The organism is Paenibacillus xanthanilyticus (assembly GCF_042682185.1).
GTDB classification, from domain to species: domain Bacteria; phylum Bacillota; class Bacilli; order Paenibacillales; family Paenibacillaceae; genus Paenibacillus_Z; species Paenibacillus_Z xanthanilyticus.
Genome location: NZ_JBHUHA010000002.1, coordinates 183,315 through 209,745, shown reverse-complemented (window position 1 = coordinate 209,745; position 26,431 = coordinate 183,315). Strand labels below are relative to the sequence as shown.

Sequence of the window (26,431 nt, the reverse complement as noted above, 5' to 3'; positions counted from 1 at the left end):
CGCAATGAAAGCCGTTCCAGATTGGAACGGCTTTACATGACATTAGCTATACCAAGTAGAAGGCAAAGCCAAGGATAACGTATACGCACAGCAATAGCGCACCTTCGTACCAATTCGTCCTTCCGTCCCTCGAAATCGAGGTCGCGATGAACACGGCGACGCCGATGGCGGCCAGCTCGATCGTCGTGAAGACGAGGTCCATCGTCTCTCCGAACAGCATGCTGACGAAGACAAGCACGGGGGCCACGAACAACGCAATCTGCAAACTGCTGCCCACGGCGATTTCGACGGCTGCGCCGATTTTGTTCTTCATCGCAAGCAGAATGGCAGCGCTGTGTTCGGCCGCATTGCCGACGATTGCAATGAGGAAGGCGCCGACGAAGATAGCGGAGAGACTGAAGCGTTCGCTGAACGAATCCAGGGTATGCACGAGCCATTCGCTGACGAGCGCGGTCATAACGGTTGCCACGACGAGGAAGACGATCGACATGGTTTTGGACCAAGCCGGTTCTTCGCCATGATCAGGGGTCGTGACTTCCTCATCCGCCAAAATGGATTTGTGCGTAATCATCGAGAAGATGAGCCACAGAATGTACGCAATAATCAGAATGGCCGCAATGGATATGCTGAGCGTTCGATCTTGATCGATCGAGAAATGCTCGGCGGATACAAAGATCGCCGGAATGAACAGGGCGATGACCGCCAAAATCATGAGCGACGAATTGTGACCGGCTAGTTGGACGTTAAATGTTTGTTCCTTGTACTTCAGTCCGCCAAGCAGGACGCTAAGTCCCAACACGAGCAGCAGGTTGCCGATAATCGAGCCGGTGATACTGGCTTTCACCATCTCGAATTCGCCTGCGCGAACAAGGAAAATCGCGATAATCAGTTCGGCCGCATTGCCGAACGTGGCATTCAAGAATCCACCCAGCCGCTGGCCCGCATAATGGGCAACGCTCTCGGTTGCCTTGCCGAGGAAGCCGGCTACGAACAAGATGGCAAGCGCGGATAAAATAAATTCGGGGATCGTACCCCAATGCCCGTAATGACTCACACCGCTAAGGACGAACAGGACAATCAACGCCGTGAAAAACAATTTTTGGTTCACAGTCGAACCTCCCGTTCCAGTTTTAGGGAAACCTTTTTAAACTATAACCAAAATCGATTTGCATGTAAACTCTTCCATTTCCGCCGCGCGCCGCTTGCTTAAGGCTCCCTTATTCCATTACAATGGTAACATAAGGCGAAAGAGGAGTGTGTGGCATGACAGAGGATCTTCAGACGGGCATTATTCGTATTTCAGATGACGTAGTCGCCACCATCGCGGGACTTGCAGCGCTGGAAACACCGGGGATCGCCGCTATGTCGGGCGGGATCTCCGAAGGGCTTGCCAAACGGATAAGCGGGAAGAACGTGCAGAAGGGCGTCTCCGTGGAAGTCGGCCAGTTGGAAGCGGCAATTGATCTGCGTATTATTGTGCAATACGGCATTCCGATTCATGAAGTGTGCCGCGTATTGCAAGACAACGTTCGCGAAGCGGTGGAGAACATGACCGGATTGAATGTCGTGGAAGTGAACGTGAAAGTCGAGGGCGTCGCGTTCAAAGACGACGAGCTCGACGAATTGAACCGGGTGAAATAAACGTATGCGCAAAAAACCTCCGATCCTATAAAGGACGGAGGTTTTTTCGTTGTGTTGGGGTATCTGTCGCACGCGTGGATTTGGTTGTGCGCGTCGTCTGCCGATCCGGCTTGTTATGGTCCCGTGAAATGCTCAGCAGTACGCCCATTGAGATCAACGTCACAAGGAGAGAGGACCCCCCATGACTAATGAAAGGCAGCGTGACGCCGGTAAGCGGCATCGCCCCGGTAACGCCGCCGATATTGACGATGGCCTGTATCGCGATCAAACTGACGATGCCAACACCGACGATCGTGCCGTAGGAATCTTGGCAGCGTACCGCTATGATGAGACCGCGCCAAATGAAGAGCAGGTAGACGAGAAGAAAAAGCGTGCTGCCGATAAAGCCGAACTCTTCCGCGATAATGGAGAAAATGAAATCGCTGTAGGCATACGGCAAATACGTGAGTTTTTGCACGCTATGGCCGAATCCGGTTCCCGTTAACCCTCCATGTCCCAATGCTTGCAGGGAACGCGAGAGGTGAAAGGTCGTATACTGCTCGTCCGACGTCGGATCGAGAAACGCGGTAAAACGGTCGATTCGATATTGCCATCCATCGGGGTTGCTCATCATCGAGATCGTGACGACGACCGTGACGAACAGCGAAATAATCAACAAGGCGAATAGAAGCTGTCGCAGGTTAGCACCGCCGGCGACGATGATCAGCAGCGAGGTGCTCGCAATTACGATACAACCGCCCAAGTCGGGCTGAAGCATAATTAAGCCGCAGATCGCGCCGACGATCACGAAAATAGGGAAGAGTCCCTTTTTAAGATCCCGAATCTTCTCGCCCTTCTTGGCGATAAGCGCACCCAAATATAAAATAAGCCCCAGCTTGATAAATTCCGTCGGCTGCACCCCGAGTCCGCCGATACCGAACCAGCTTCGCGCGCCATTGCGTACTTCGCCGATGCCGGGAATCGCGACCAAAATCAACATGATGAACGCCGGAATGAAATAAAGCAGGAAGCCTTTCTTAAAGGCGATATAGGGGATATTCATGATGAACAGCATCATGAACGTGCCGAGAACAGCCCATAAGAACTGCATCTTTACGAAATAGAAGGGGTCATTATTATAATCCGAGTCGATGATGGCCATGTTCGAGCTTGCGCTGAATACCATAACCAGCCCAAACCCGACGAGCAGAAAGATGAGGACGAGAAGCAAAAAATCCGGCCTGCCGCGCAGGCCGTTCGTTTTTGTCTTCATAACGTTGTCTCGCGACTAGGCAAGGAGCTTCTTCAGTTCTTGCAAACGCTGTGTAGCCGCGTTAAGAATCTGTTGAGGCACCGGAGATTCGTATTCCAGGCCGTGCGGGAAAGTAGCTCGTCCGATGTAGACGGATTCCAGTTGAAGTACCGCGTGCGGCGATTCCAGCTTGCCTTCGATGGCGCGCGTGCTGATTCGCAGGTAATACTCGGCGCGGTTGGCGCGGTCTTCCAACTTCAAATCGTATGTAGCGCGATAATATTCCCATTGCCAACGGACAAACCCGACTTTCTCCGCGGATTCATCAAGGTGAGCAAGGTCGCTAGTCAGGCCGTTAAGTCCTGTATTCTCGATAATCATGGATGATCCTCCTTAAAGTTAAGCCAAGATCGCTGGGAAGCGTTTTCCGGCTTCAGGGCAGGTTTCTTTATCCATGATAGTATGTTTCCTTTTCTAGTGCAAGCCTCGCGCCAGCGCGCAAAATAGGGCAAAAGTGACAGTTTTACGAAAAATGGAACCGGATCGCCTGAAAACAACTTTCGGGAGGGAATAGGCATCTGGTACAATAGAGGACAAACGAAAGACAAGGCAAGGAGGTTTGTAGGCATGAGCGAAAATAATCCCGTGGAGGAATATCTGCAAACCATCTATCCTCGTATTGTTGCGTGGCGCCGTTATTTACATCGCCATCCCGAGCTTTCCTTTCAGGAGAGCCGGACATCGGCATGGATCGCGGAGCAGCTGCGCGCAATCGGTTGCGAATATAAGGAAGGTGTCGGCGGTCACGGCGTCGTAGCCGTGCTTCGCGGCAAGCGGCAAGGGCCGGTAATCGCGCTTCGGGCAGATATCGACGCCCTGCCGATACAAGATGAGAAAACATGCGAGTATGCGTCGACTGTGCCGGGTATTATGCACGCTTGTGGTCATGACGCGCACACGGCGACAATGTTAGGTATAGCTTCCTATTACGCGTCGTTGGAAGGCGATTTCGAGGGCGAGCGGAGACTGTTGTTCCAACCCGCGGAGGAAGTGACGCCCGGCGGCGCGTTGGATATGATTCGGGATGGAGCGTTGGATGGCGTGGACGCGATCTACGGCGTGCACCTCTGGACCCCGTTTCCTTATGGAACCGTCGCCACCCGCAGCGGTCCGTTCATGGCGTCCGCGGACGAATTCGATATCGAGCTGATCGGACGCGGAGGTCACGGCGGGCTTCCGCACGAGACGATCGACACGGTGGTCGTCGGATCGGCGCTTGTTCAAGCGCTGCAGTCCATCGTCAGCCGCAACGTTAATCCGCTTGAGCCGGCCGTCGTAACCGTCGGTTCCATTCATGCCGGCACGACCGCGAACGTCATTGCGGAGCGATGCCATCTGAAAGGGACGGTCCGAAGCTTTACGGAGGAGGCGCGTCTAAGCATCCGCCGGCGACTGGAGGACGTGGTGGCGCGGACCGCCGAGTTGTATGGCGCGAAGTCGGAGACGGATTACCGGATGGGCTATCCCCCGGTCGTGAACGACGAGGCAGAGACGCGGAGGTTCTTCCGCGTCGCCGCCGTGCAATTCGGCGACGAGGCCGTTCGGGAGTCTTCCTTAATTATGGCCGGCGAAGATTTCGCGTATTACGTGAAAGAAACGAAAGGCTGCTTCATGTTCGTCGGCGCCGGCAATGAAGAGGCGGGTGCCGTCTTCCCCCACCACCATCCGAAATTTAATGTGGACGAACGGGCGATGCTCGTCTCTGCGCGATTACTGATCGCGATGGCGGAAGACTGCGCAGGCTCAGCGTCAGCTTAAAAACTCCCATCCCTCATCCATGCATGGCGAAGGCCCGCACGGCTTAAGCTAACGTTCGGGGCAGAAGCATGCCACCTGTTGACGAGGGGGACGATTCACAATGAAGAAAGTACGGGAGATTATGTCCAAAGACGTCGTGACCGCGACGACCAAAGACAATATTTTTGAATTGGCCTCGCTTATGAAAAACCACGATATCGGCTTCGTACCGATCGTCGAAGGCGAGAAGCTGATCGGGGTCGTAACCGACCGTGACCTGGTCATTCGCGGGTATGCGGCCAAACATTCCGGATCGGGTGCCGTTTCCGAAGTCATCACGACTGACATTCGTACCATTCAACCCGACATTTCGGTGGATGAAGCGGCCAAGATCATGGCCTCCAGCCAAATCCGCAGACTGCCCGTCGTCGAGAACGGGAATCTGCTTGGCATCGTGTCGATCGGCGATCTGGCGGTTCGCGAGATCTTCGTGAACGAAGCGGGCGAGGCGCTGAGCAGCATTTCGGAACACCAGCACCGCGAACCATCGTACACCCGGTAACGATTCCAAGTGAATCGAACATACGCATTACCTAAACGCATGCCGCGACGGCATGCGTTTTTGCGTCTTTCGTTTGCTTGCAGCATAAAAAGGGAATAAAACCGGACGGTTCATTTCATACTGACTAGAAAAGAAGAAGCGAATGTGCCTATTAAGGAGTGGATTTCACGTGCTGAAGCGCGAAGATCGGCCGTTCATCGTGCAATCGGATTCGACGGTTCTGCTGGACGAGCGGCACCCTGACGCCGAAGCTGCCCGCCAATCGTTATCCCGGTTTGCGGATCTGACCAAAAGACCAGGCCACGTTCATACCTACCGAATTACGCCCTTGTCCCTCTGGAACGCGGCGGTAGCCGGCATGTCGGCGGATGAGGTCATCGGCGAGCTTGGTTGTTATAACTGTTACGAGCTTCCGCCAAAAGTAGCGTCGCATATCCGCACGTTGATGGGGCGGTACGGCCAACTGAAACTTATGCGCAGCGAAGACGGTATGCTGCGTCTGCGCGGGGAAGAGAAGCTGCTGGAGCAGCTAATGGCGATGCCCTTTCTGGCGGGGATGCTAAGTGAATCCGGCGAAGGCGAGCGAATATCGAACCCGGAAATGCGCGGCGCGCTGAAGCAGGAGCTAACAAGAATCGGTTATCCCGTCATCGATCTGGCTGGCTATCGGCACGGCGAATCCTTAAACGTGCAGATGAGGGAGATGACGCGCGGAGGCAAGCCGTTCGAACTGCGGGGCTACCAGAAGCGGGCGGTGGACATGTTCTATTGCGAAGAGCGGATGGACGGCGGGAGCGGCGTTCTGGTGCTGCCGTGCGGAGCTGGCAAGACGTTGATCGGTATCGGGGCGCTGAGCCGGCTGCACTGCGATACGCTCATCCTGACCTCCAACGTCACATCGGTCAAGCAATGGCGGCAGGAGCTGCTGGACAAGACAACGCTCGGAGAAGAACACATCGGCGAATACGCGGGCAAGGCGAAAGAAGTGAAGCCGGTCACGATCGCCACGTACCAAATTTTGACGCATCGCAAACAGAAGACGGACGAGTTCGAGCACATGCGTCTATTTAACGAGCGGAACTGGGGACTGATTATCTACGACGAGGTGCACTTGCTCCCCGCTCCCGTATTCCGCATGACGGCAGACCTCCAAGCGACGCGAAGGCTGGGGCTTACCGCGACGCTCGTCCGGGAGGATGGCAGGGAGACCGACGTGTTCTCGCTGATTGGTCCGAAGCGGTACGACATGCCGTGGAAATCGCTCGAGGAGCAGAAATGGATCGCGGAGGTTACCTGTTCGGAAATCCGGCTCCCGCTTCCCGATGCCGAGCGGTCTACCTATGAGGCGGCGGCCGGCGTGGAGAAGCTTCGAATCGCGGCGGAAAATCGGGCAAAGACGGAAGCCGTATCAAGCCTGCTGGAGCGCCACCGGGGCAAGCCCACACTGGTGATCGGGCAATACTTACGCCAGTTGCACGAGATCGGCGAGAAGTTGAACGCGCCCGTATTGAGCGGCGAACTGCCGCATGCCGAACGCGAACGGCTGTATGCCGGCTTCAAAGCGGGGGATATTCCGGTGCTCGTCGTCTCCAAGGTCGCCAATTTCGCGGTGGATCTTCCGGATGCCGCGGTAGCCATTCAAGTGTCGGGCAGTTATGGATCCAGACAAGAAGAAGCGCAGCGAATCGGACGTATTTTGCGGCCGAAGCAGGGCGAGAACGCCGCTTGGTTCTATACGCTAGTGTCCGATGGTACGAAGGAAACCCAATTCGCGCGAAGGCGGCAGCTGTTCCTATTGGAGCAAGGATACCATTACGAGGTGTCGAAGTGGGGGCATTCGCGCTTGGAGACGGCCGAGGGCGAGCTTGAAGGAGTGGAAGCGAAATGAAAGTGGACGAAACTGAGGAGAGGATCGAACGGTTGAGTCCGAACGGAAGACAGACGCTGCAATCCGTTATAAAGCATTTCGGCATGCTGCCGTTCCGGGACGAACAGCTGCTTCGCCACGTCCAACCGGGCTGCTCGGGGGCGGAATACCGGCTAGGCCTAATCGAACTGGAGATGGCCGGACTCGTGAAGAGCTACCGCAAGGGCTGGGGGGACAAGGCGTACATGGTCCCGCGGGGACAATTCAAACGCTGCTGGCGAATGGCGAATCCAATGCTGCATCCGACTGTCATTGACGAGAACATGGTGCTTTACAGCCTGCACGGCTCTGATGAGGAAACGCATCTGCCGTTCGGTGAGAGGCTCATGCACGGCTTGGCGGAGCTTGTGAATGGCGGGCTAACGCTGACGTCCAAAGGCAGCTGGCCGAAACGCACGATCGAGAAGGTCGTCCGGGCTTTGGCGATGAAGGAGAACGAGCTTGCAGCGCTTAAGTTGACCGCCCGCGAATCGGGATGCCCGCTCCCTTTCGCGTTGTTCCTCGATATTGCTTTACACGAAGGGTGGCTCGCGGTTGAAGGCCGAGAATGCCGATTGGAGATGAACCGACTTCTTTCATGGATGCACCGGACGCAAGCGCAACGCGAGCACGCCCTAGTGTCTTTATGGGCGGAAGAGTATGCGGCCGCCGAACCTGCGCTTGCCAATGCGGCTGCTTTCGTCTCCGGTTGGCCCGCTTATCAATGGTGTTCACCGACTACCGGTACGGAATCCGACGGACCGTTCGCGAAAGCGGTAGTCGACTGGTGCCGCTTGATGACAAGCTTTGGGTGGATGGAGGAGGCCGAAATCGCTGGCAGTCGAACGGTCTACAGATGGAGCGTGGATGGAAGTGATCATGCAGGCGATACGATGGATATGCCGCGTGCTCAAATTGCCCCGGACGGGGACGTGTTCGTCCCGCGTGAAGGCCCGCTGTCCGCGGCGTTCGGCTTGGAATTGATTGCCAGGCGCGTCTCGTCGGATGTCGTCGGCATCTATCGGCTTGAGGCAGAACCGATCCGAAAGGCGGTGGAATCGGGCATATCGGGAGAGCGGATTTTCGCATTCCTAACCCAAATCAGCGGCGAAGGAGCGCCGCTTGCGCTCGTTATGGCCATCGAGGGCTGGGTCAGCGAAGCTGCGGGCGAAGTGCGCGAAACGGCAAAGTCACGTTCGTTCGATTCGCTGCTCTCGGATCCCCTTCCGAGCGAACATGCGGTCTATCCGGCGCCGGCTGCATCCGCTGACAGGCCAGTCTTGCTTCCCCATGATATGAAGGAGATGACGGAGCTGCGGCCTTCCGATCCCGTGGCGCTATTCCAGGGAATCGACGGGGTGCCGGTCACTTGGCGAAATCAGATGAGGGAATATCATCCTTCGACGCGCAGGGAACTGGTGGAACGCGCTTTAAGTTGGCGTACGGCGGTTAAGCTTAATATAAGAGGGAAAGCCGTGCCATTCATTCCGGACAAGCTCTTAGAAGACGACGAGGGGTGGCGCGTCGCCGGCGATCTCAGCGTGGACGGCCAAGTGGAACGGACGCAGCTTGCGCCCCATATGTGGGACGAAATGATGCTCGTAATCCCGGAGTTTACCAAATATTGAGGCCGGGAGTGCTTCCTCTCTTGATCGGTCGTATGGTATGATGAAAGAAGTTTATCGTATTGTAAACCTGCGATAACGTTCGGTTGTTCCGGTCCGTTCCGAGACCGGCAGCAACGAGGAAGGGAGTGGGCGGGAAATGCAAGCAATGTCAACGAATGAGCACACGCAGCTGGCATGGAGCGAGCCATTCTACGACGCCGATCACCGCGTTCAGACGTACGACATGGGTCGCATGATGTTGGATGCTTACGAGCTTGGCGATATGATTAACCAATCGGCCGAGATGGCCGAATATCTATATTGGAAAACGCTGGTCGAGCAAGACGAGCAGATCCAGCGCGAAACGAAGCGTTTCGCCAAAGCGAAGGAGGCCTTCGAAGAAACCGAGCGATTCGGGCGGTTTCATCCGGATTATCACGCCGCCAAAGACAAGGTGAAGTCGATTCAGCAAGAGCTGGACGCGATACCGAGCGTGAGCCGGTTCAAGGTAGCCGAGAAGGCGTTGGACGAGCTGCTTCACGAGGTGGCCACCCAATTGGCCGGCTCGATCTCGGAGACGATCAAGGTTCCGGGCAACGAGAAGGCTGGCGGCGGCTGCGGCAGCGGCGGTTCGTGCAGCTGCGGCTCGGGAGGCTGCGGTTAACGCGGGGAACATGGAGGGAAGAGAATGCAGTTTTCAGAGCGAGTCGGTTATATCGTATGGGTTAGCGATTTGAAAGCTGCCCGTACGCTCGAGAAATACGGTAGCGTCCATTATATGTCCCGCAAGATGCATTACGTGGTCATGTACATGAACGCCGACCGCGCGGATGAAACCGTCCGCAACATGCAGCGCCTTTCCTTCGTCAGAAGGATTGAACGTTCGTACCGAAACGAAATTAAGACCGAATATACGCAAGGCGTGCCGGACAAAACCCGGTTCTACAGCCTGTAAGCTCGATAGCGGCTCTTATTAATAGACTTCCGCTGCCTTTTTGGGACGCGGAAGTCTATTTTTTCTCTCCAATCCATATTATTACAATATTGGTTTAACTTTATTTTTGAGTTGAAATCTTGGACAGGCATGATAAAATGAAAACGTGTATAAATATAGATAATAAGGCCTGCTTCTTAAGGAGGGGTGGATCGCGATGAAAGATAAGATGACGGAAAGATGGAGCACGTACGAACCTTTTCACGTCGTTCTCGGCGACAAGAAAGTTGCAGATATTGTCATCACGAACCATGCCAAGAGCCGTTGGGCCGACCGTGTTGAGAGCGAGAAGACGGGATTCGAGGACATTGCCGGCTTTCTGTGGCAGTGCCTGAAACAAGGTAGAATTGAGCCGTATTACCGAAACGAGCAGGATGTATATTTGATCGATGATGACCTGGTATTCGTCGCGGAATTCACCACGTTGGAGAAAGAGACGGACATTGCCGGCAACCCGCTGCATAAAATGATCGTCGTGACATTCCTTGGACGGATGTCCGAGACGATCGAACTGCGGGATCTCAAATCCTATTATTCGTGGCTGCGCCATTCTAGAAGAATGACGCTGATCAAGAATAGCCGAAAACGGAAATAACGGACAAGCATGCGTTCGGATCGTAGCGCATGCTTTTTTACTTTTCCGTCAGCCTGTATAATGGAGGGCAGAGATAGGAAGGAAGGTAGCATCGATGGCCCTTAATTTTCACCAGCTGCACATATTCTATACCGTTGCCGAACGGGGGAGCTTCTCTGCGGCCGCGCAGGCGCTGCACATGACGCAGCCGGCCGTTACGATGCAGGTTCAATCGCTGGAAGACTATTTCGGCACGAAGCTGCTTCAGCGGTCGACCAAAAGAATCGATCTGACGGAAGCCGGCCGCGCGCTGATGCCCTTCGCCATGCGAAGCATCGAGCTGATCCGGGAGACCGACGCGCATATGTCCAAATTCACGAAACAGCTGAAAGGCAGGCTGCAGCTAGGATCCAGCCTGACCATCGGCGAGTATATCCTTCCGCGGCTGCTGGGTCCTTTCGGCCAGGAGTATCCACACATTGCCATTAGCATGAAAGTGATGAATACATCTCAAATTATGGAAGATATTTTAGGGCACCAGTTAAATTTTGGGCTGGTCGAAGCCCCCGTCAACCACCCGGATATCCATACCGAGGCCGTCATGAGCGACGAATTGCTGCTTGTCGTGGACAAAACGCATCCGCTCGCGCAGGCCGCGGAGGTGTCGATCGCCGACGCGATCGCCTACCCGTTCGTCCTTCGCGAACAAGGCTCCGGCACGCGTCTTGTCATGGAGGAGCAAATGCGCAGCCACGATATTGATCCGTCCAAGCTAAAGATCGTCATGGAGCTGGGCAGTACCGGTGCGGTCAAATCGGCTGTCGAAGCGGGGCTCGGCATCTCCTTTCTGTCCGCTTCTTCGGTCAAGCACGAGGTTGCGCTCGGGCTGATCCACACGATTCCGCTCACGGATATTACGTTCAAGCGGCAATTTTATTCGATCTACTTGAAGTCGGCCTTGCTGCCGATCTCGGCCGTCACGTTCTTGACTTTCTTAAGAGAGAGGGATTTGAAGCAATGGCTGTAAACTTGGCGGATCTGCATACGCATACGACCGCATCGGACGGCTTGCAGCGTCCCGCGGACAATGTGCGGATGGCCAAGGCCGCGGGGCTGGCGGCTATTGGCATAACGGACCACGACACGGTCGACGGCATCGAGGAAGCCGTGAACGAAGGGGAGCGGCTTGGCATCGCGGTCGTCCCGGGCGTCGAGATCAGCACGTTCGCCGAAGGCTGCGACATCCACATCCTCGGGTATTACACCGATTGGCGCAGTGATCGCTGGCGGGAGAAGCTCGGAACCCTTCTGAACGGTCGCAACCGCCGCAACGAGCTGATCTTGGAGAAATTAGGCAAGCTGGGCATTGCGATCACGATGGCGGACGTCATCGCCGAAGCCCGCCGCGCCGGGAAGGATAGCGGGACGATCGGACGTCCCCATATTGCTGCGGTGCTCGTAGCCCGAGGCGAGGTCGGTTCGACGCAAGAGGCATTCGAGAAATATTTGGCCGCGGGTGCCCAGGCTTATGCGAGCGCGCCGCGTTTGTCGCCGTTCGAGGCGTTGGAATGGATTCGGGAGGCGGGCGGCACGAGCGTGATCGCGCATCCCGGCATTTATGGGAACGATGCTCTGGTTGAAGCGATTATTCGCGCCGGCGCGGAAGGCATCGAAGTGTATCACTCCGATCACACCTCCGAGGATGAAGCGAAGTACGGCAAGCTTGCCAGTCAATATGGACTCATTGTGACGGGCGGCTCCGATTTTCACGGCGTTCGCGCCGGCGAAGACGTCTTCCACGGACCGATTGGCCACCGTACGGTGGAGGCGGCCGTGTTGAGACAGCTAAACCCGGCTTGGCGGATCTAGGCGTTTTCGAGATGAATGGGTGCGAAATACGAGCAAGACAAATAAGGCTTCCGAGCTCCCGGAAAGGGAGACGGAAGCCTTTCGTTATGGGTTGCGATTCGGAGAACGTCTATTTGATCACGGACGGCCACGATTTGATCCGCTGCTCATCCGGCGTAATGAACAACGTCTTCTGGTGGTCGTAGATGACAAAGCCGGGCTTGGCGCCGCTTGGCTTTTTGACGTAGCGAATGAGCGTATAATCGACCGGCACGAGGGAGGACGAGCGGGCTTGGCTGTAATGCGCCGCGAGCATGGCTGCCTCTTCCAGCGTGGCGTTCCCGAACTCGGTCGCCCGAATGACGACGTGCGAGCCGGGAATATCTTTGGTATGCAGCCAGGTTTCGTTCGGACCGGCCGTCTTGTTCGTCAAATAATCGTTTTGCGTGTTGTTCTTGCCGACGTAAATCGGAATGCCTTCGCTCGACGTGTAGCACAGCAGCGACGGCTTGGCGTTCTTGCGCTTTTTGGCGCCGCGTTTGGCGCGGTCCCGCAAATAACCTTGCTCGACGAGTTCCTCTCGAATCTCGTCGATGTCCGCGAGCGAAGCGCTCTCCAGCTGCTGGAGCAAGGCGTCGAGGTAGACGATTTCTTGGCGAGCTTGATCCATCTGGATCGCGACGGCTTCCAAGGAATTTTTGTGCTTCGTATACCGTTTGAAGTAGCGCTGAGCATTCTCGGACGGCGTAAGCTGCGGGTCGAGCGCGATCGCGACGGGCTTTTGATCTTCATCGTAATAATTGATCACCTCGACCGACGCGTCCCCGCGCTGGAATTGGTGCATGTAGGTCGTCAACAGCTCGCCGAGAATGCGGTATTTGTCCGCCCCGCTTGCCTCGACGAGCGTTTCCTGCAGCTTCTCGATCTTCTTGGCGTTCTTGTTCCGCTCGTTCTGCAGGAAGCGGAACAAGTCGGAGACGCGCTGCTTGACCGTATCTCGCTCGGCTTTATCTCCGTAATACGCTTCCAGGCAGCCGCTGATCGAATCGAATGTCTGCGCGTTGCCAAGCGCAAGATGCGTGAGCGGCGCGACCGAGAAGACGGATTTGCGCGGTTGTCCGCTTTCGCCGGGCTCCACGATGTTCGGCGCGTAACGATGAGCGGCGAATTCGGCCATCATCGCCTGGTAAGCCGGCCATACGGCTTTGCCGCTCTCGGGGCCAAGCGTACCCGACGCGGCTTCTGCTCCGCCGCGATGCACGATCTCTCTGGCCAGCAGCGGACTTAAGCCGCTGAACGCCGCAACGAGCAGCTGCTCCAAGTTCGAAGGCGGCTTTGGCGCCTCCTCGTCCTCGTCGACCGCCTGGACTAGCGGCCGCTCGAGCGCCGCCAGGAAGGCCGCCTCTTCCTGCACGGCGAACGGGTCGGTCTTCCCTTGCTCGGGCGGAGCGGTATACGCGGCTCCCGGCATGACGATCCGGTAGCTGGAGATGGCAGGCGTCACGTGATGGATGCCGTCATGGATCGTGCTCGTCGCATGATCGAGCAGGATGATGTTGCTGTGCCGGCCCATCAGCTCGACGACGATCGTTTTGAGCGCGATATCTCCGAGCTCGTCGCGTTGGCGTACGCGGATATGAATGATGCGTTCGGTGCCGATTTGCAGCACTTCTTCAATCTGGCCGCCTTCGCAATGTTTGCGCAGCAGCATGCAGAACATCGGCGCTTCCAGCGGGTTCATGAACGACATGTTGGTCCAGTGCATGCGCGGGTAGGTCGGATTGGCCGAGATGAGGAGCTTGCCTGGCGTCTGTCCGCCTCGTATTTGCAGCACGAGGTCATGCTCGGTAGGTTGATGTATTTTATGAATGCGCGTGCCAACGAGCGTTTGCAGCTCGCGTACGACGGCACGGGTTACGATTCCGTCTAGTGCCATGGCGTTCGAATTCTCCTTTAACCGTATGTCATCTCCCTATCATGCCATAGATTGGCCAAAAACTTAAGGGCGGGCTGGGATATTTTGCGGGTTGTCCGAATAGATTTAGGCATGAAGGCTGTCCTAGCGGCGGCAGTAACGGGAGGGAGACGCGGCATGGAACAACGGAAGTGGCATCAATTGGGGACGGAGGAGCTTGCGCAGACGCTGCGCGCTTCGCTGGACTCCGGGCTTTCGCAGGCCGAAGCGGCGGAGCGGCTTGCCAGCGGGGGACGCAATGAGCTTTCCGAAGGAAAGAAAGTTTCGCCGGTAGCGCTGTTTTTCAATCAGTTCAAAGATTTCATGGTGCTGGTGCTGCTTGGGGCGACGCTGGTATCCGGCTTGCTGGGCGAGTATTTGGACGCCATCACGATCGTGGCGATCATCGTCATTAACGCCATTCTCGGTTTCATCCAGGAGTTTCGCGCCGAGAAGTCGCTGCGGGCGCTCAAGGAATTGTCCGCGCCCGCAGCCAAAGTGCTCCGCGACGGCACCGTGAAGGCCATTCCGGCGAGCGAACTCGTGCCGGGCGATATCGTCTTCTTGGAGAGCGGCGACCGAATCCCCGCCGATCTGCGCTTGATCGAGACAAGCAGCTGCTATGCGGAGGAATCCGCGCTGACCGGCGAGTCCGTGCCCGTCGGCAAGCATGCCCAGCCAATCTCCGCCGACGACATCCCGCTTGGCGATCAGAAGAACACGGGGTTCATGGGGACGATGATTACGAGGGGATCCGCGAAGGGGATCGTCATCCGGACGGGCATGGCCACGGAAATGGGTAAAATCGCGGAGCTCATCCAGCAGACCGAATCGATGGAGACCCCGCTGCAGCACCGGTTGGAGCAGTTGGGCAAGATCCTCATCGTCGTTGCGCTCGGATTGACGGTGATGGTCGTCGCGGCGGGCATTCTGCATGGTCAGCCGCCATATGAGATGTTCCTGGCCGGGGTAAGCCTTGCCGTCGCCGCCATTCCGGAAGGCTTGCCGGCAATCGTGACGATCGCGCTGGCGCTCGGCGTGCAGCGGATGATCAAACGCCGTGCGATCGTCCGCAAGCTGCCTTCCGTCGAGACGTTAGGCTGCGCATCCGTCATATGCTCAGATAAGACGGGCACACTGACGCAAAACAAAATGACGGTGACCAAGATGTGGATCGGCGGCCGTGAAATGGACGTGACGGGCGAAGGCTACGAGCCGCAAGGGGCGGTGTACGAAGGGGGCAAACCGGTCGATGTGAAGCAGGACCAGTCGCTCCGCCGCTTGCTCCAGGTCGCCGCGCTGTGCAACAATGCGCAGCTGATCCAGAACGAGCCTGACCCAGAACCCAAGCGCGGCAAGCGCGGCCAACCTGTCGCCGCGGCCGAGGAATGGACGCTGAAAGGCGATCCGACCGAAGGCGCGCTGACGGTGCTGGCGGCGAAGCTCGGCGTGTCGGCGAAGTCGCTCGAGGGCCTGTACAAGCGCGAGAAGGAATTCTCTTTCGATTCCGAGCGCAAACGGATGTCGGTGCTCGTCAGCCATCAAGGCGGCCGCTTGGTGTGCACGAAGGGCGCGCCGGACGTGTTGATGGAACAATGCAGTTACGTGCTGTGGGACGGCAAAGTGGTTCCGTTCACGCCGACGCTGAAGCAGAAAGTGAATGCGGCCGGCGAGTCGATGGCGCAGCAGGCGCTTCGCGTGCTGGGGTTCGCCTACCGGGATTTGCGCCAGAGCGATCGTCACGAGTCGGAAGAAGACGTGGAATGCCAGCTCATCTTCGTTGGATTGACGGGGATGATCGACCCGCCGCGCAAAGAAGTGCGGGATTCGATCGCGACCTGCCGCAGAGCCGGCATCAAGACGGTCATGATCACGGGGGACCACCAGCTGACGGCCGAAGCGATCGCCTCACAGCTCGGCATCATCCCGCGCGGCGGCCAGACGCTGAGCGGTCAGCAGCTTGCCGCGATGGACGACGAGAAGCTCGACAGCGTCGTGGACAACGTATACGTGTACGCGCGCGTGTCTCCGGAGCATAAATTGCGCATCGTCAAGTCGCTGCAGCGCAAGGGACATGTCGTGGCGATGACGGGTGACGGCGTGAACGACGCGCCGGCGATCAAAGCGGCCGATATCGGCATCGCGATGGGGATTACCGGTACGGATGTCTCGAAGGAAGCATCGTCGCTTGTGCTGAGCGACGACAACTTCGCGACGATCGTCTCCGCAATCGAAGAAGGACGCGGGATATACGAGAATATCCGCAAATTCATCCGCTATCTGCTCGCATCGAACGTCGGTGAAATTTTGACGATGTTCCTGGCGATGATGGCCGGTCTCCCGCTTCCGCTCGTGCCGATCCAAATTTTGTGGGTCAATCTCGTCACGGACGGACTGCCCGCAATGGCGCTCGGCGTCGACCAGGCGGAGAAAGATCTCATGCAGCATAAGCCGCGATCGGCCAAGGAGAATATATTCGCGCGGCGGCTCGGTTGGAAAATCATCAGCCGCGGCATTCTCATCGGCGTCTGCACGCTGGGCGCCTTCTGGCTGACGCTGCGCGAAGATCCGGGCAATCCGGCGAAGCTCGTAGAAGCGCAGACCGTCGCGTTTGCCACGCTCGTCATGGCGCAGCTGATCCACGTGTTCGATTGCAGAAGCTCGCGCTCGATTTTCCACCGCAACATTTTCCAAAACAAATATCTCGTGCTGGCGGTCCTGTCGTCCCTGCTCCTCATGATCGGCGTGCTGTACATCGAGCCGCTTCAACCGATCTTCAAGACGGTGCCGATCGGATTCCGCGAATGGTGCCTCGTCTTGGTCGCCGCCGGCATCCCGACGTTCCTCATGGGTATCGGCAGCGTGCTCGGCACGACGGAGAAGAAGAAAAAGAACAAGCCCAACCAAGGGCGGCCGTTCGCGCCTTCGAAGCCTGCCGCTTAAGTTGATATGCAAAGCCGTTCCGTGCGCGGGACGGCTTTTTTGCGTGGCGGCGCATGGCGAGAGACGGTAACAGAGTGCAAATAATGTGCCAATTTATGAATAGCGTTTCGACTTTCTTTGCGATATGCTAATAGCAAATCAGAGCGACCGCCCAACTTTGAAGGAGTGCAAACGATGAACTTTACGAAAATGAATGGACTCGGCAACGATTTTATCGTCATTGCGGGCGAACCCGAACTTCCGGCTAACGCGGCAGCACTGGCCGAAAAATTGTGCAACCGGTTTTTCGGCATCGGCGCGGACGGCATGGTATATATTCTTCCATCGGAGTCGGCCGACTTCCGAATGCGCATCATCAATTCCGACGGCAGCGAGGCGGAGCAATGCGGCAACGCGATCCGCTGCGTAGCCAAGTACGTCTATGACAGCGGACTGACGGACAAGGAAGAAATTACGGTCGAGACGCTGGGCGCCGGCGTGCAAAAGGTGCAGCTAACGGTGGAGAACGGGAAGGCGGTTCAGGTTCGCGTCGATATGGGACAGCCTATTCTCGATGGCCTGCGAATTCCGACGACGGTGGACGCGACCCCTGTGCTGGACGAGGCGATCGAGGTCGACGGGCGGGAATTTCGTTTCACCGCCGTATCGATGGGCAACCCGCACTGCGTAATCTATGTGGATGACGCGTTGACGTTTGATTTGGCGACTTGGGGGCCGAAGCTCGAAGCGCATCCGATGTTCCCGCGCAAAATCAACGTGGAATTCACGACCGTGCGTTCGCGGGATTACGCGGACATGCGCGTATGGGAACGCGGCGCCGGCCCGACGCTGGCGTGCGGCACCGGCGCTTGCGCGACGCTCGTCGCCTCTGTCCTGAACGGCTACACGGATCGCAAGGCGGTTATCTCGCTGAAGGGCGGCGACCTTCTTATCGAGTGGAACGAAGATAATAATCATGTGTATATGACGGGACCGGCGGCCGAGGTGTACCGCGGTACGCTGTCTAGATAAAGAAGTGAGAATGGGAGAAAACGGGCCGCTGATCGCGCGAGCTCGGTTTTTCTCCTTCATGCGCTTTTACACTTGTTCAACATCCCAAAATGAATTATGATAGAGCAATGAATGCACTCGCTTCCGGGGATAGCCATGTCCTGGACAGGCAAACGGCCCGTTTGCGGGCTGCGCATAAGCCGGAAGGTCGAACGTATGCTCCGGACTTTTTTCGTCAAGAATAGTGCAATGGTTCTGCTTTTTCTAACATATGGCAGATTCGCTGTTTCTTATCATTCTTGCGTATCTTTATTATTTCTTTGCAGCCATTATGCTGGAGGAAGACCGGAGGGGGAACCTGACATGGCGATTAAATTAATCAACATCGGCTTCGGGAACATCGTGTCCGCCAACCGTATCATTTCGATCGTGAGCCCGGAATCGGCGCCGATTAAGCGTATCATCCAAGAGGCGCGCGACCGCCACATGCTGATTGACGCGACCTACGGCCGCCGCACACGCGCGGTTATTATTACGGATAGCGATCATGTCATCTTATCCGCTGTACAGCCGGAGACGGTTGCGCATCGCTTGTCCACCAAGGACGACGATCATGACGAATAGCGACGGGGAGTATTATGAATAAGGGATTGTTAATCGTATTATCCGGCCCATCCGGGGTCGGCAAAGGAACCGTATGTTCCGTACTGCGTCATAAGCAAAGCGACCTGGTGTATTCCGTGTCCGCCACGACGCGTTCGCCGCGCCAAGGCGAGATCGACGGCATCAACTATTTCTTCAAGACGCGCGAGCAGTTTCAGGATATGATCGCTCGCGACGCGCTGCTCGAGCATGCCGAATACGTCGGCAACTACTATGGCACGCCTCGCGACTTTGTCGAGCGCACGCTGGCATCCGGCAAAGACGTCATCTTGGAGATCGAGGTACAAGGCGCGCTCAAGGTGAAAGAGAAGTTCCCGGAAGGCGTGTTTATTTTCTTGCTTCCTCCTTCGCTTGACGTGCTGAAGCAGCGGATCGTCGGGCGCGGCACCGAGAACGCCGAGGTGATCGACCACCGCATGACGGTCGCCGAGCAGGAGATGAGCTTGATACGTTATTATGATTACGCGGTCGTCAACGACGAGATTGACGCTGCTTGTCATCGTATACAGAGTATCATTACGGCGGAGCATTGCCGGAAGGATCGGTTTTTGGCTGGTCTCGAAGAAATGCAAACCACGTCTGAGAAAGCATGAATGAGGTGAAGTAATGCTATATCCGTCCATTGACGAATTGATGAAGAAAGTCGATAGCAAATATTCCCTGGTCGTGGCGGCTTCCCGCCGCGCGCGCATGTTGCGCGATGGCGTCAAGTCCGACCTTCGCGGAGCGCGATCGCATAAGCAAGTCGGCGTAGCGCTTGAAGAGATTTACGGCGACCACGTGCAGGTAGAGAGCGTACCGGAGAAAGACGAGTAACAGCTGGATATGAGCAAGACCGATAACAACCCACTGCGGTTGTTATTTTTTTGATTTCGCGTGCGGATCTCGGTCGTTTGGATTAGATATGAGGTGAATCGCGAAGCGTGCGGCTTCTGCAGAGGCATCCTCCAAAAGGAAGGGGACGAAATGTGGTGCTGAGGGGAAAAACGATTGTACTTGGCATTTCGGGCGGCATCGCCGCATTTAAGGCGGCGTCGATTTGCAGCAAGCTCGTTCAAGCCGGCGCGCACGTGCGTGTCATCATGACGGAATCGGCAACGAAATTCATTACGCCTCTGACACTTCAGACGTTATCGCGCCATCCGGTCTATCTCGATACGTTCGATGAATTCGAGCCGGAGGTCGTCTCCCATATTCATTTGGCCGACAGCGCGGACCTCGTCGTCATCGCGCCGGCGACCGCGAATATTTTGGCCAAGCTGGCGACCGGACTTGCGGACGACATGTTAAGCACGACGCTGCTCGCCACGACGGCCCCGATTTTGGCGGCGCCGGCGATGAACGTACATATGTATGCCCACCCCGCGGTGGAACGCAACATGCAGGTGCTCGCCGACCGAGGCGTTCGGTTCATCGAACCGGGTACGGGACAGCTGGCTTGCGGATACGTCGGCAAAGGACGATTGGCCGAACCGGAAGATATCGTCCATGCGGTGGAAACATGGTTCAGCCGTACACCGCGGCTTGCGGGCAAGCGGGTCATCGTGACGGCGGGCGGCACGATTGAACGATTGGATCCGGTCCGTTATTTGACGAACGATTCTTCGGGCAAAATGGGTTTCGCCATCGCGGAGGCGGCGCGGGCGGAAGGCGCGGAAGTGACGCTTATCGCCGGAAGGACGACGGCGGAACTGAAGGATAACGGCGTTCGGCTCGTCCGGGTCGAGTCGGCCGAGGACATGCTGCGCGAAGTCACCGCCCGGTATCCGGATGCGGACATCGTCGTCAAAGCGGCTGCGGTCGCGGATTACCGTCCGGTTCATCGGTCAGCATCGAAAATCAAGAAAAAGGGCGAGCAGTTAACGCTGGAGCTGGAACGCACGACGGATATTTTGGCCGAACTCGGAGCGCGGAAGAACGGTCAATTTCTGGTCGGATTCGCGGCCGAGACGGACAATGTCGAGCATTATGCCATGGATAAGCTCCAGCGCAAACGGTTAGATCTGATCGTGGCCAACGACGTAACGCAGGAAGGCGCCGGATTTAACGTGGATACGAACGCAGTCGCCATCTACGGGCCGGAAGGGCTCGTCGACAAGCTGCCCGTATCCGCCAAGCGCGCGGTTGCCGAGCGGATTATCGATCACATCGTGGCGCGAACGGGCGGTAAGGAGGAGCAGGCATGATCGCCAGGGTCATCGTCGATGTGCCTAGCCGGCAGACCGACAGGCCTTTCGATTATGAGGTGCCGGTGGAACTCGCGGGTTGGGTCGAGCCCGGAAGCCGGGTCGGCGTGCCGTTCGGCGGCCGCGTCGTACAAGGCTTCGTGATCGCAATCGTGGATCATGCCGATGTGGACCGCTCCAAGCTGAAGCCGATCGCGGAATTGCTCGATCATCTGCCTCCGCTCTCGCCCGACTTGATCGAATTAGGACAATGGATCAGCGAGAAATACTGCTGTCCGCTGACGGTCGCGCTGCAGGCCATGCTTCCGTCCGCGCTGAAAGGGAAGGCGGAGTCGTATGTGGCGATCGCGCCGGACAGGATGGCGTCTGAGTTATTCGAACCGGAATGGATGCATTTCATTCGACAGCAGGGCGGCGAGATGAAACTGGCTTCGCTGCAGGCGAGATTTCCGGATTCGGCGCTCGACGTGAAGGCGGCGATCGCGGAAGGGCGCTTGACCGAGCGGGTAGCGATACGAGACCGGCTGTCGGTGCGCAAAGTGCTGACCGTTTTTCCGCCCGTTAACCGGGAGGAGGCGGAGCTTGCCTTAACCGCTATTCCGGCACGCGCGGCCAAACAGCGCGAAGTATTGCGTTATATGATCGGGCAGGAAGACCCGATTCCGCTGCAAGCGCTGATCGAGACGTTGTCGACCACTTCGTCCACCGTCAGGGCGTTGGCCGATAAAGGGCTGCTTGTCATTCAAGAGGTGGAGCAGGATCGCGACCCCTATGCCGGCCGGTCATTCCGCCGCACGGAGCCGCTTCCGCTCATGGAAGGGCAGCAGCAGGTTTATGACCAGATCGCCGAGGCATTGGACGTCGCCGAACCGCGCGTGTTTCTGCTCCACGGCGTGACGGGGAGCGGGAAGACGGAGGTCTATTTGCAAGCGATCGAGCATTGTTTGAATTTAGGGAAGCAGGCGATCGTCCTCGTCCCGGAAATCTCGCTAACGCCGCAGATGGTCGAACGGTTCAAAGGACGATTCGGCCATGAAGTCGCCGTGCTCCACAGCCGTCTATCGGGCGGGGAGCGGTACGACGAGTGGCGCAAAATCCGGGAGAAACGGGCACGTGTCGCGATCGGCGCGCGTTCCGCGATCTTCGCGCCTTTCGAACGACTTGGCTTGATTATTATCGATGAAGAGCACGAATCTTCCTATAAGCAAGAGGAAAGTCCGAAATATCATGCTCGCGATGTAGCCGTAAGACGGGCCAAGCAGCATGGCGCCGCCGTCGTGCTCGGCTCGGCTACACCTTCGCTCGAAAGCTACACGGCCGCCGCGCTGACGGGCGCATCGAGCGACGGCAGAGGCGCGGCGCTGCTGCCGATGCCCGAACGCGTCGGCGGCAAACCGATGCCGCCGGTGACGATCGTCGATATGCGGGAAGAGCTTCGCGGCGGTAACCGGGCGATGTTCAGCCGGCCGCTCTATGAAGGATTGCAGCTGCGATTGGAGCGGGGCGAGCAGTCGGTTTTGCTGTTGAACCGAAGAGGGTATTCCACTTTCGTCATGTGCAGAGCCTGCGGATATACCGCGCAGTGTCCACACTGTGATATCGCGCTTACGTATCATCAGAAGTCGCGCGTGCTGCGGTGTCATTACTGCGGCCATGCCGAAGGATCGCCGACCGCGTGTCCGAGCTGCGAAAGTGAGCATATCCGGTTTTTCGGGACGGGCACGCAGCGCGTGGAGGAAGAACTGTCGAAGCTGTTTCCAGGCATCCGCGTCATTCGGATGGACGTGGACACGACAACCGAGAAAGGGTCGCACGAGAAATGGCTGACGATGTTCGGCGAACGCAAAGCCGACGTGCTGCTCGGTACGCAGATGGTCGCCAAAGGACTCGATTTTCCGTACGTGACGCTAGTCGGGGTCATCGCGGCGGACACGTCGCTGCACCTGCCGGACTTCCGCGCCGCGGAGAAGACGTTCCAGCTTCTTACCCAAGTCGCCGGCCGCGCCGGCCGCCATCAATTGCCGGGCGAGGTCATTATCCAGACTTACAATCCCGAGCATTACGCGATTACGACCGCCCAACACCACGATTATGATTCGTTCGTCAAGGAGGAGCTTGGCCATCGCCGCCAAATGGCGTATCCGCCTTACTGCCGTCTCATTCTGATCACGTTGTCGCATGAACAGCTGCCGCAGGTGATCAACGCAGGCGACAAGTTGGCTGCCCTGCTGCGTCAATCCGCCGAAGAGGTTGGGGCGTTAGGCGAGGGCGGCTTCAGCTCGCGTTTCATCGAAATTCTCGGTCCCGTGGCGTCTTCGATCCCGCGCATCAAGGATCGCTATCGGTTTCAATGTATGGTAAAATATCGTGGAAATGTTGATGCCGTCGGCATCGTGCGGGAGGCGGTCGCGGCCGTTGCGCGCCCGCAGGATAAGGCAAGCGTCCAAATTAGCGTCGACGTCGATCCGCAAGTCATTTTATAAATCGGCGTTAGACATGTCTTCATACTCAGGAGGGAACAACTGATGGCTATCCGTATTATCGTGAAAGATCCCGATCCGGTTCTGCGCGAACGCGCGATCGAGGTTACCAAATTCAATTCCAATTTGCATAAATTGCTCGACGATATGGCGCTTACGATGTATGACGCGGAAGGCGTCGGCTTAGCCGCGCCGCAGGTGGGAATCTCCAAGCGCGTGATCGTGGTCGACGTCGGCGACGAGAACGGCCTGATCGAGATGGTCAACCCCGAGATCGTAGAACGCAGCGGCGAGCAGCTCGGTCCGGAGGGCTGCTTGAGCATCCCGAACTTGAACGGCGAAGTGAGACGATCGCAGCGCATCAAGCTGAAAGGCCAAGATCGCAACGGCAACCCGTTCGAGCTGGTGGCGGACGACTACTTGGCCCGTGCGTTCCAGCATGAAGTCGATCATTTGAACGGCGTGCTGTTCACGGATATCGCGGATTCGATCTACGACATTTCCCAGCGCACGCGCGGACGCGGGGAGTGATCCCATGCGTATCGTATTCATGGGCACGCCGGATTTCGCCGTGCCTTCGCTGGAAGCGTTAATCGCGGCGGGCCACGAGATCGTGGCCGTCGTGACGCAACCCGATCGTCCGAAAGGGCGCAAGAAGACGCTGACGCCGCCTCCGGTCAAGGAAGCGGCGCTTCTGCATGGGCTTGCCGTCCATCAACCCGAACGCCTTCGCACCTCGGAGACGGTAGAGGAGATCGCGCGCCTGCAGCCGGATTTGATCGTGACGGCGGCGTTCGGGCAAATTTTGCCGAAAGCGGTGCTGGACGTTCCTCCTCTGGGCTGCATTAACGTGCACGGCTCGCTGCTTCCGAAGTACAGGGGCGGCGCCCCGATTCAACGTTCGATCATGAACGGGGAATCGAAGACCGGCATCACGATCATGTACATGGCCGAAGGCTTGGATACCGGCGATATGATTAGCAAGGCGGAGCTGCCGATTACCGAGGCGGACAACGCGGGAACCATCTTCGAGAAGCTGAGCGTGCTTGGCGCGGAGCTGCTCATGCGCACGCTGCCGGCGATCGAGTCGGGGCAAGCGCGTGCAGAAAAGCAGGATGATGCCGAAGCGACGTATGCGCCAAACTTGAAACGGGACGACGAGCGGATCGATTGGAACCGCGGAGCGCGTGAAATCTTCAATCAGGTGAGGGGATTATCCCCGATGGCTGGCGCTTTCACGATGCTCGGCGGCGAAACATTCAAAGTATGGGCGTGCCAGCCGCTTGCGGCAGGGGGCGCTAATGCCGCACCGGGTACGGTCGTCGCTGCGGACGAGTCGGGGATCAAGGTTGCAACGGGCGACGGACTGTTGTTGCTCACGACCGTGCAGCCCGCGGGCAAGAAAGCGATGGCAGCCTCCGAGTGGCTGAAAGGCGCGAAGCTTGCGCCGGGAACGGCTTTCGGCGGTGATCAAGCATGAGCGGCAATCAGCACAGCGGAAGCGGGAAACGGACATCGAACGTAAAGACAAGCCGTCAAGGGCATGAGCGGCCGGATTCGAAGCGCCAGTCCCGGCGGCAAGCCTCGACCCATGCCGCGCCATCTGCGAAGCCGAACTCGTCGGCAGCGAAGCCGAAGCGTCAGCTTACCGCGCGCGAAGTCGCGCTGGATACGCTTGTCCGCGTGGCCGAATCAGGGGCATACAGCAATTTGCAGCTGAACCGCGCGTTACAAGACGCGGGCTTGACCCGGCCGGATGCGGGACTTGCGACGGAGCTGGTGTACGGAACGATTCAGCGGCAGCGCACGCTGGATGATATTCTGATGCGGCTGGTGACCAAAGGCTGGAGCAAGCTCGCGCCGTGGGTGCTTCAATTGCTCCGGATGAGCGCTTATCAAATCTGCTATCTCGATCGGGTGCCGCCCCATGCGGCCGTCAACGAAGCGGTCACCATCGCCAAGCGCCGGGGCCATGCTGGCATATCCGGGATGGTCAACGGCGTGCTGCGCAATCTGCTTCGGCGCAAGGAGGAGCTCATGCAGCCGGCCGTCTCGGGCGGTGCCGCGTCGGATATCGGCATTCGCCAATCATATCCGGATTGGATCGTAAGCCATTGGATCGATGAATTCGATGCCCACACCGCAGAGGCGATCTGCGCGGCCGGCAACGAGCCTCCACATGCAAGCATTCGCGTGAATATCGTCAAAGGGACGCGGGAACACGCACTTCGCGTGTTGGCCGAGCAAGGCTTCGATGCCGAGCCATCCAAGCTCGCGCCGGCGGGAATCGTCGTTCGCGGAGGCGGCAATCTTGCGCTGACGGACGGGTATGCGTCGGGCTGGTGGACGATGCAGGACGAGAGCTCGATGCTGGTGGCGGAAGTTTGCGCGCCTCGGGCGGGAACGCGCGTGCTTGACTGCTGCGCCGCGCCAGGCGGGAAGACGACGCATCTGGCAGAACTGATGGGCGACGCAGGCGAAGTCATCGCCAACGACGTACACGAACACAAGCGGCAGCTGATCGAAGAGCAAGCGAATCGCTTGGAGCTGCGATCGGTACGGCCCGTCACTGGAGATGCCGGGCGGTTGACGGAGCGGTTCGAGCCGGCTTCGTTCGACACGGTGCTTCTGGACGCGCCGTGCTCCGGGTTGGGCGTCATTCGGCGCAAACCCGAGATCAAGTGGACCAAGTCCCCGGGCGACATCAGGGAGATCGCCGGCGTGCAGCGCCGGCTGCTGCGGGAAGCCGCCCAACTCGTGAAGCCCGGCGGTACGCTGGTCTACAGCACGTGCACGATCGCACGCGAAGAGAACGAGGATCAAGTGGCCTCGTTTTTGGCCGAGCTGCCCGGCTTCGAGCTAGATCCCGACTGGCCGGCTGACGTCTTGTCCTCGCTGCGCGAGGCAGGCGCCGTTGCCGACGACTTCCGCGGCGAACTTCAGCTGCTTCCGCAGCATTTCGGCAGCGACGGATTCTATATCGCGAAGCTAAGACGTAAGCACGTCTAAGCCATCCATAATCGAGTCTTGCAGCGCCCGTGCCGGCTTTGTAGCC

Annotated in this window: 24 protein-coding genes; 20 read left to right on the top strand and 4 right to left on the bottom strand. The window is 57.7% G+C overall.

The window, feature by feature from the left end:
• Positions 1-46 precede the first annotated feature (46 nt).
• The gene (cax, locus tag ACFSKT_RS17975) at positions 47-1,108 is read right to left on the bottom strand and encodes a calcium/proton exchanger (protein ID WP_377719615.1); all 1,062 of its coding nucleotides are present in this window, start codon (positions 1,106-1,108) and stop codon (positions 47-49) included.
• 155 nt (positions 1,109-1,263) lie between these two features.
• On the opposite strand from cax, the gene ACFSKT_RS17970 reads away from it, so the two are divergent.
• A complete protein-coding gene (locus ACFSKT_RS17970) occupies positions 1,264-1,641 on the top strand; it encodes an Asp23/Gls24 family envelope stress response protein (RefSeq protein ID WP_377719616.1) in 378 nt (125 codons plus the stop codon).
• 25 nt (positions 1,642-1,666) lie between these two features.
• Here ACFSKT_RS17970 and ftsW read toward each other — a convergent pair whose 3' ends face one another.
• Positions 1,667-2,893 carry a putative lipid II flippase FtsW gene (gene ftsW, locus ACFSKT_RS17965; protein WP_377719617.1) on the bottom strand — a complete coding sequence of 409 codons (1,227 nt, stop codon included), beginning with the start codon at positions 2,891-2,893 and terminating at the stop codon, positions 1,667-1,669.
• A gap of 15 nt (positions 2,894-2,908) precedes the next feature.
• Positions 2,909-3,253: a YugN family protein gene (locus ACFSKT_RS17960; RefSeq protein ID WP_377719618.1), complete on the bottom strand. Its 345-nt coding sequence runs from the start codon at positions 3,251-3,253 to the stop codon at positions 2,909-2,911.
• Between the two features lie 246 nt (positions 3,254-3,499).
• On the opposite strand from ACFSKT_RS17960, the gene ACFSKT_RS17955 reads away from it, so the two are divergent.
• From ACFSKT_RS17955 to ACFSKT_RS17915, 9 genes are all read left to right on the top strand, one after another.
• Positions 3,500-4,690, top strand: coding sequence for a M20 metallopeptidase family protein (locus ACFSKT_RS17955; protein ID WP_377719619.1), 1,191 nt, complete (start codon positions 3,500-3,502; stop codon positions 4,688-4,690).
• Between the two features lie 100 nt (positions 4,691-4,790).
• Positions 4,791-5,231, top strand: a complete 441-nt coding sequence (locus ACFSKT_RS17950; protein WP_377719620.1) for a CBS domain-containing protein — start codon at positions 4,791-4,793, stop codon at positions 5,229-5,231.
• A 142-nt stretch (positions 5,232-5,373) separates the two neighbouring features.
• Positions 5,374-7,119: a DNA repair helicase XPB gene (locus ACFSKT_RS17945; RefSeq protein WP_465263325.1), complete on the top strand. Its 1,746-nt coding sequence runs from the start codon at positions 5,374-5,376 to the stop codon at positions 7,117-7,119.
• Complete coding sequence (locus tag ACFSKT_RS17940; RefSeq protein WP_377719622.1) at positions 7,116-8,765, top strand: hypothetical protein; 1,650 nt, start codon at positions 7,116-7,118, stop codon at positions 8,763-8,765. Before ACFSKT_RS17945 ends, ACFSKT_RS17940 begins: the two co-directional genes overlap by 4 nt.
• A 145-nt stretch (positions 8,766-8,910) precedes the next feature.
• A complete protein-coding gene (locus tag ACFSKT_RS17935) occupies positions 8,911-9,408 on the top strand; it encodes a YlbF/YmcA family competence regulator (protein WP_377719623.1) in 498 nt (165 codons plus the stop codon).
• Between the two features lie 24 nt (positions 9,409-9,432).
• Positions 9,433-9,699 (top strand): YlbG family protein, encoded by a 267-nt coding sequence (locus ACFSKT_RS17930; protein WP_148931279.1) that lies wholly within the window; start codon positions 9,433-9,435, stop codon positions 9,697-9,699.
• 196 nt (positions 9,700-9,895) lie between these two features.
• The gene (locus ACFSKT_RS17925) at positions 9,896-10,333 is read left to right on the top strand and encodes a hypothetical protein (RefSeq protein WP_148931278.1); all 438 of its coding nucleotides are present in this window, start codon (positions 9,896-9,898) and stop codon (positions 10,331-10,333) included.
• 94 nt (positions 10,334-10,427) lie between these two features.
• On the top strand, positions 10,428-11,339 hold the full coding sequence (locus ACFSKT_RS17920) for a selenium metabolism-associated LysR family transcriptional regulator (RefSeq protein WP_377719624.1): 912 nt from the start codon (positions 10,428-10,430) through the stop codon (positions 11,337-11,339).
• Complete coding sequence (locus tag ACFSKT_RS17915) at positions 11,330-12,181, top strand: PHP domain-containing protein (protein WP_377719625.1); 852 nt, start codon at positions 11,330-11,332, stop codon at positions 12,179-12,181. Before ACFSKT_RS17920 ends, ACFSKT_RS17915 begins: the two co-directional genes overlap by 10 nt.
• A gap of 109 nt (positions 12,182-12,290) precedes the next feature.
• On the opposite strand, the gene ACFSKT_RS17910 is transcribed toward ACFSKT_RS17915, so the two are convergent.
• Positions 12,291-14,096 (bottom strand): Rqc2 family fibronectin-binding protein, encoded by a 1,806-nt coding sequence (locus ACFSKT_RS17910; protein ID WP_377719626.1) that lies wholly within the window; start codon positions 14,094-14,096, stop codon positions 12,291-12,293.
• 156 nt (positions 14,097-14,252) lie between these two features.
• On the opposite strand from ACFSKT_RS17910, the gene ACFSKT_RS17905 reads away from it, so the two are divergent.
• From ACFSKT_RS17905 to rsmB, 10 genes are all read left to right on the top strand, one after another.
• Entirely contained in the window at positions 14,253-17,057 is a 2,805-nt protein-coding gene (locus ACFSKT_RS17905; RefSeq protein WP_377719627.1) for a calcium-translocating P-type ATPase, SERCA-type, read from the top strand.
• Between the two features lie 174 nt (positions 17,058-17,231).
• Positions 17,232-18,068 (top strand): diaminopimelate epimerase, encoded by an 837-nt coding sequence (gene dapF / locus ACFSKT_RS17900; RefSeq protein ID WP_377719628.1) that lies wholly within the window; start codon positions 17,232-17,234, stop codon positions 18,066-18,068.
• A 342-nt stretch (positions 18,069-18,410) separates the two neighbouring features.
• Complete coding sequence (gene remA / locus ACFSKT_RS17895; protein ID WP_020615370.1) at positions 18,411-18,671, top strand: extracellular matrix/biofilm regulator RemA; 261 nt, start codon at positions 18,411-18,413, stop codon at positions 18,669-18,671.
• 14 nt (positions 18,672-18,685) lie between these two features.
• On the top strand, positions 18,686-19,303 hold the full coding sequence (gene gmk / locus ACFSKT_RS17890) for a guanylate kinase (RefSeq protein ID WP_377719629.1): 618 nt from the start codon (positions 18,686-18,688) through the stop codon (positions 19,301-19,303).
• Between the two features lie 13 nt (positions 19,304-19,316).
• Entirely contained in the window at positions 19,317-19,526 is a 210-nt protein-coding gene (gene rpoZ / locus ACFSKT_RS17885; protein WP_377719630.1) for a DNA-directed RNA polymerase subunit omega, read from the top strand.
• Positions 19,527-19,681: 155 nt separating this feature from the next.
• Positions 19,682-20,896 (top strand): bifunctional phosphopantothenoylcysteine decarboxylase/phosphopantothenate--cysteine ligase CoaBC, encoded by a 1,215-nt coding sequence (coaBC, locus tag ACFSKT_RS17880; protein WP_377719631.1) that lies wholly within the window; start codon positions 19,682-19,684, stop codon positions 20,894-20,896.
• Positions 20,893-23,379, top strand: a complete 2,487-nt coding sequence (gene priA, locus ACFSKT_RS17875; protein ID WP_377719632.1) for a primosomal protein N' — start codon at positions 20,893-20,895, stop codon at positions 23,377-23,379. The genes coaBC and priA overlap by 4 nt, the downstream gene beginning before the upstream one ends.
• Before the next feature lie 42 nt (positions 23,380-23,421).
• Positions 23,422-23,907: a peptide deformylase gene (def, locus tag ACFSKT_RS17870; protein WP_377719633.1), complete on the top strand. Its 486-nt coding sequence runs from the start codon at positions 23,422-23,424 to the stop codon at positions 23,905-23,907.
• 4 nt (positions 23,908-23,911) lie between these two features.
• On the top strand, positions 23,912-24,856 hold the full coding sequence (fmt, locus tag ACFSKT_RS17865; protein WP_377719634.1) for a methionyl-tRNA formyltransferase: 945 nt from the start codon (positions 23,912-23,914) through the stop codon (positions 24,854-24,856).
• Positions 24,853-26,385 carry a 16S rRNA (cytosine(967)-C(5))-methyltransferase RsmB gene (rsmB, locus tag ACFSKT_RS17860; protein WP_377719635.1) on the top strand — a complete coding sequence of 511 codons (1,533 nt, stop codon included), beginning with the start codon at positions 24,853-24,855 and terminating at the stop codon, positions 26,383-26,385. Before fmt ends, rsmB begins: the two co-directional genes overlap by 4 nt.
• Positions 26,386-26,431: the final 46 nt, after the last annotated feature.

Excerpts from the sequence above, each read along its gene's own strand:
- ACFSKT_RS17970 (WP_377719616.1), top strand. The coding sequence starts at position 1,264 with ATGACAGAGGATCTTCAGACGGGCATTATTCGTATTTCAGATGACGTA.
- ftsW (WP_377719617.1), bottom strand. The coding sequence starts at position 2,893 with ATGAAGACAAAAACGAACGGCCTGCGCGGCAGGCCGGATTTTTTGCTT.
- ACFSKT_RS17960 (WP_377719618.1), bottom strand. The coding sequence starts at position 3,253 with ATGATTATCGAGAATACAGGACTTAACGGCCTGACTAGCGACCTTGCT.
- ACFSKT_RS17955 (WP_377719619.1), top strand. The coding sequence starts at position 3,500 with ATGAGCGAAAATAATCCCGTGGAGGAATATCTGCAAACCATCTATCCT.
- ACFSKT_RS17950 (WP_377719620.1), top strand. The coding sequence starts at position 4,791 with ATGAAGAAAGTACGGGAGATTATGTCCAAAGACGTCGTGACCGCGACG.
- ACFSKT_RS17945 (WP_465263325.1), top strand. The coding sequence starts at position 5,374 with ATGTGCCTATTAAGGAGTGGATTTCACGTGCTGAAGCGCGAAGATCGG.
- ACFSKT_RS17940 (WP_377719622.1), top strand. The coding sequence starts at position 7,116 with ATGAAAGTGGACGAAACTGAGGAGAGGATCGAACGGTTGAGTCCGAAC.
- ACFSKT_RS17935 (WP_377719623.1), top strand. The coding sequence starts at position 8,911 with ATGTCAACGAATGAGCACACGCAGCTGGCATGGAGCGAGCCATTCTAC.
- ACFSKT_RS17930 (WP_148931279.1), top strand. The coding sequence starts at position 9,433 with ATGCAGTTTTCAGAGCGAGTCGGTTATATCGTATGGGTTAGCGATTTG.
- ACFSKT_RS17925 (WP_148931278.1), top strand. The coding sequence starts at position 9,896 with ATGAAAGATAAGATGACGGAAAGATGGAGCACGTACGAACCTTTTCAC.
- ACFSKT_RS17920 (WP_377719624.1), top strand. The coding sequence starts at position 10,428 with ATGGCCCTTAATTTTCACCAGCTGCACATATTCTATACCGTTGCCGAA.
- ACFSKT_RS17915 (WP_377719625.1), top strand. The coding sequence starts at position 11,330 with ATGGCTGTAAACTTGGCGGATCTGCATACGCATACGACCGCATCGGAC.
- ACFSKT_RS17910 (WP_377719626.1), bottom strand. The coding sequence starts at position 14,096 with ATGGCACTAGACGGAATCGTAACCCGTGCCGTCGTACGCGAGCTGCAA.
- ACFSKT_RS17905 (WP_377719627.1), top strand. The coding sequence starts at position 14,253 with ATGGAACAACGGAAGTGGCATCAATTGGGGACGGAGGAGCTTGCGCAG.
- dapF (WP_377719628.1), top strand. The coding sequence starts at position 17,232 with ATGAACTTTACGAAAATGAATGGACTCGGCAACGATTTTATCGTCATT.
- remA (WP_020615370.1), top strand. The coding sequence starts at position 18,411 with ATGGCGATTAAATTAATCAACATCGGCTTCGGGAACATCGTGTCCGCC.
- gmk (WP_377719629.1), top strand. The coding sequence starts at position 18,686 with ATGAATAAGGGATTGTTAATCGTATTATCCGGCCCATCCGGGGTCGGC.
- rpoZ (WP_377719630.1), top strand. The coding sequence starts at position 19,317 with ATGCTATATCCGTCCATTGACGAATTGATGAAGAAAGTCGATAGCAAA.
- priA (WP_377719632.1), top strand. The coding sequence starts at position 20,893 with ATGATCGCCAGGGTCATCGTCGATGTGCCTAGCCGGCAGACCGACAGG.
- def (WP_377719633.1), top strand. The coding sequence starts at position 23,422 with ATGGCTATCCGTATTATCGTGAAAGATCCCGATCCGGTTCTGCGCGAA.
- fmt (WP_377719634.1), top strand. The coding sequence starts at position 23,912 with ATGCGTATCGTATTCATGGGCACGCCGGATTTCGCCGTGCCTTCGCTG.
- rsmB (WP_377719635.1), top strand. The coding sequence starts at position 24,853 with ATGAGCGGCAATCAGCACAGCGGAAGCGGGAAACGGACATCGAACGTA.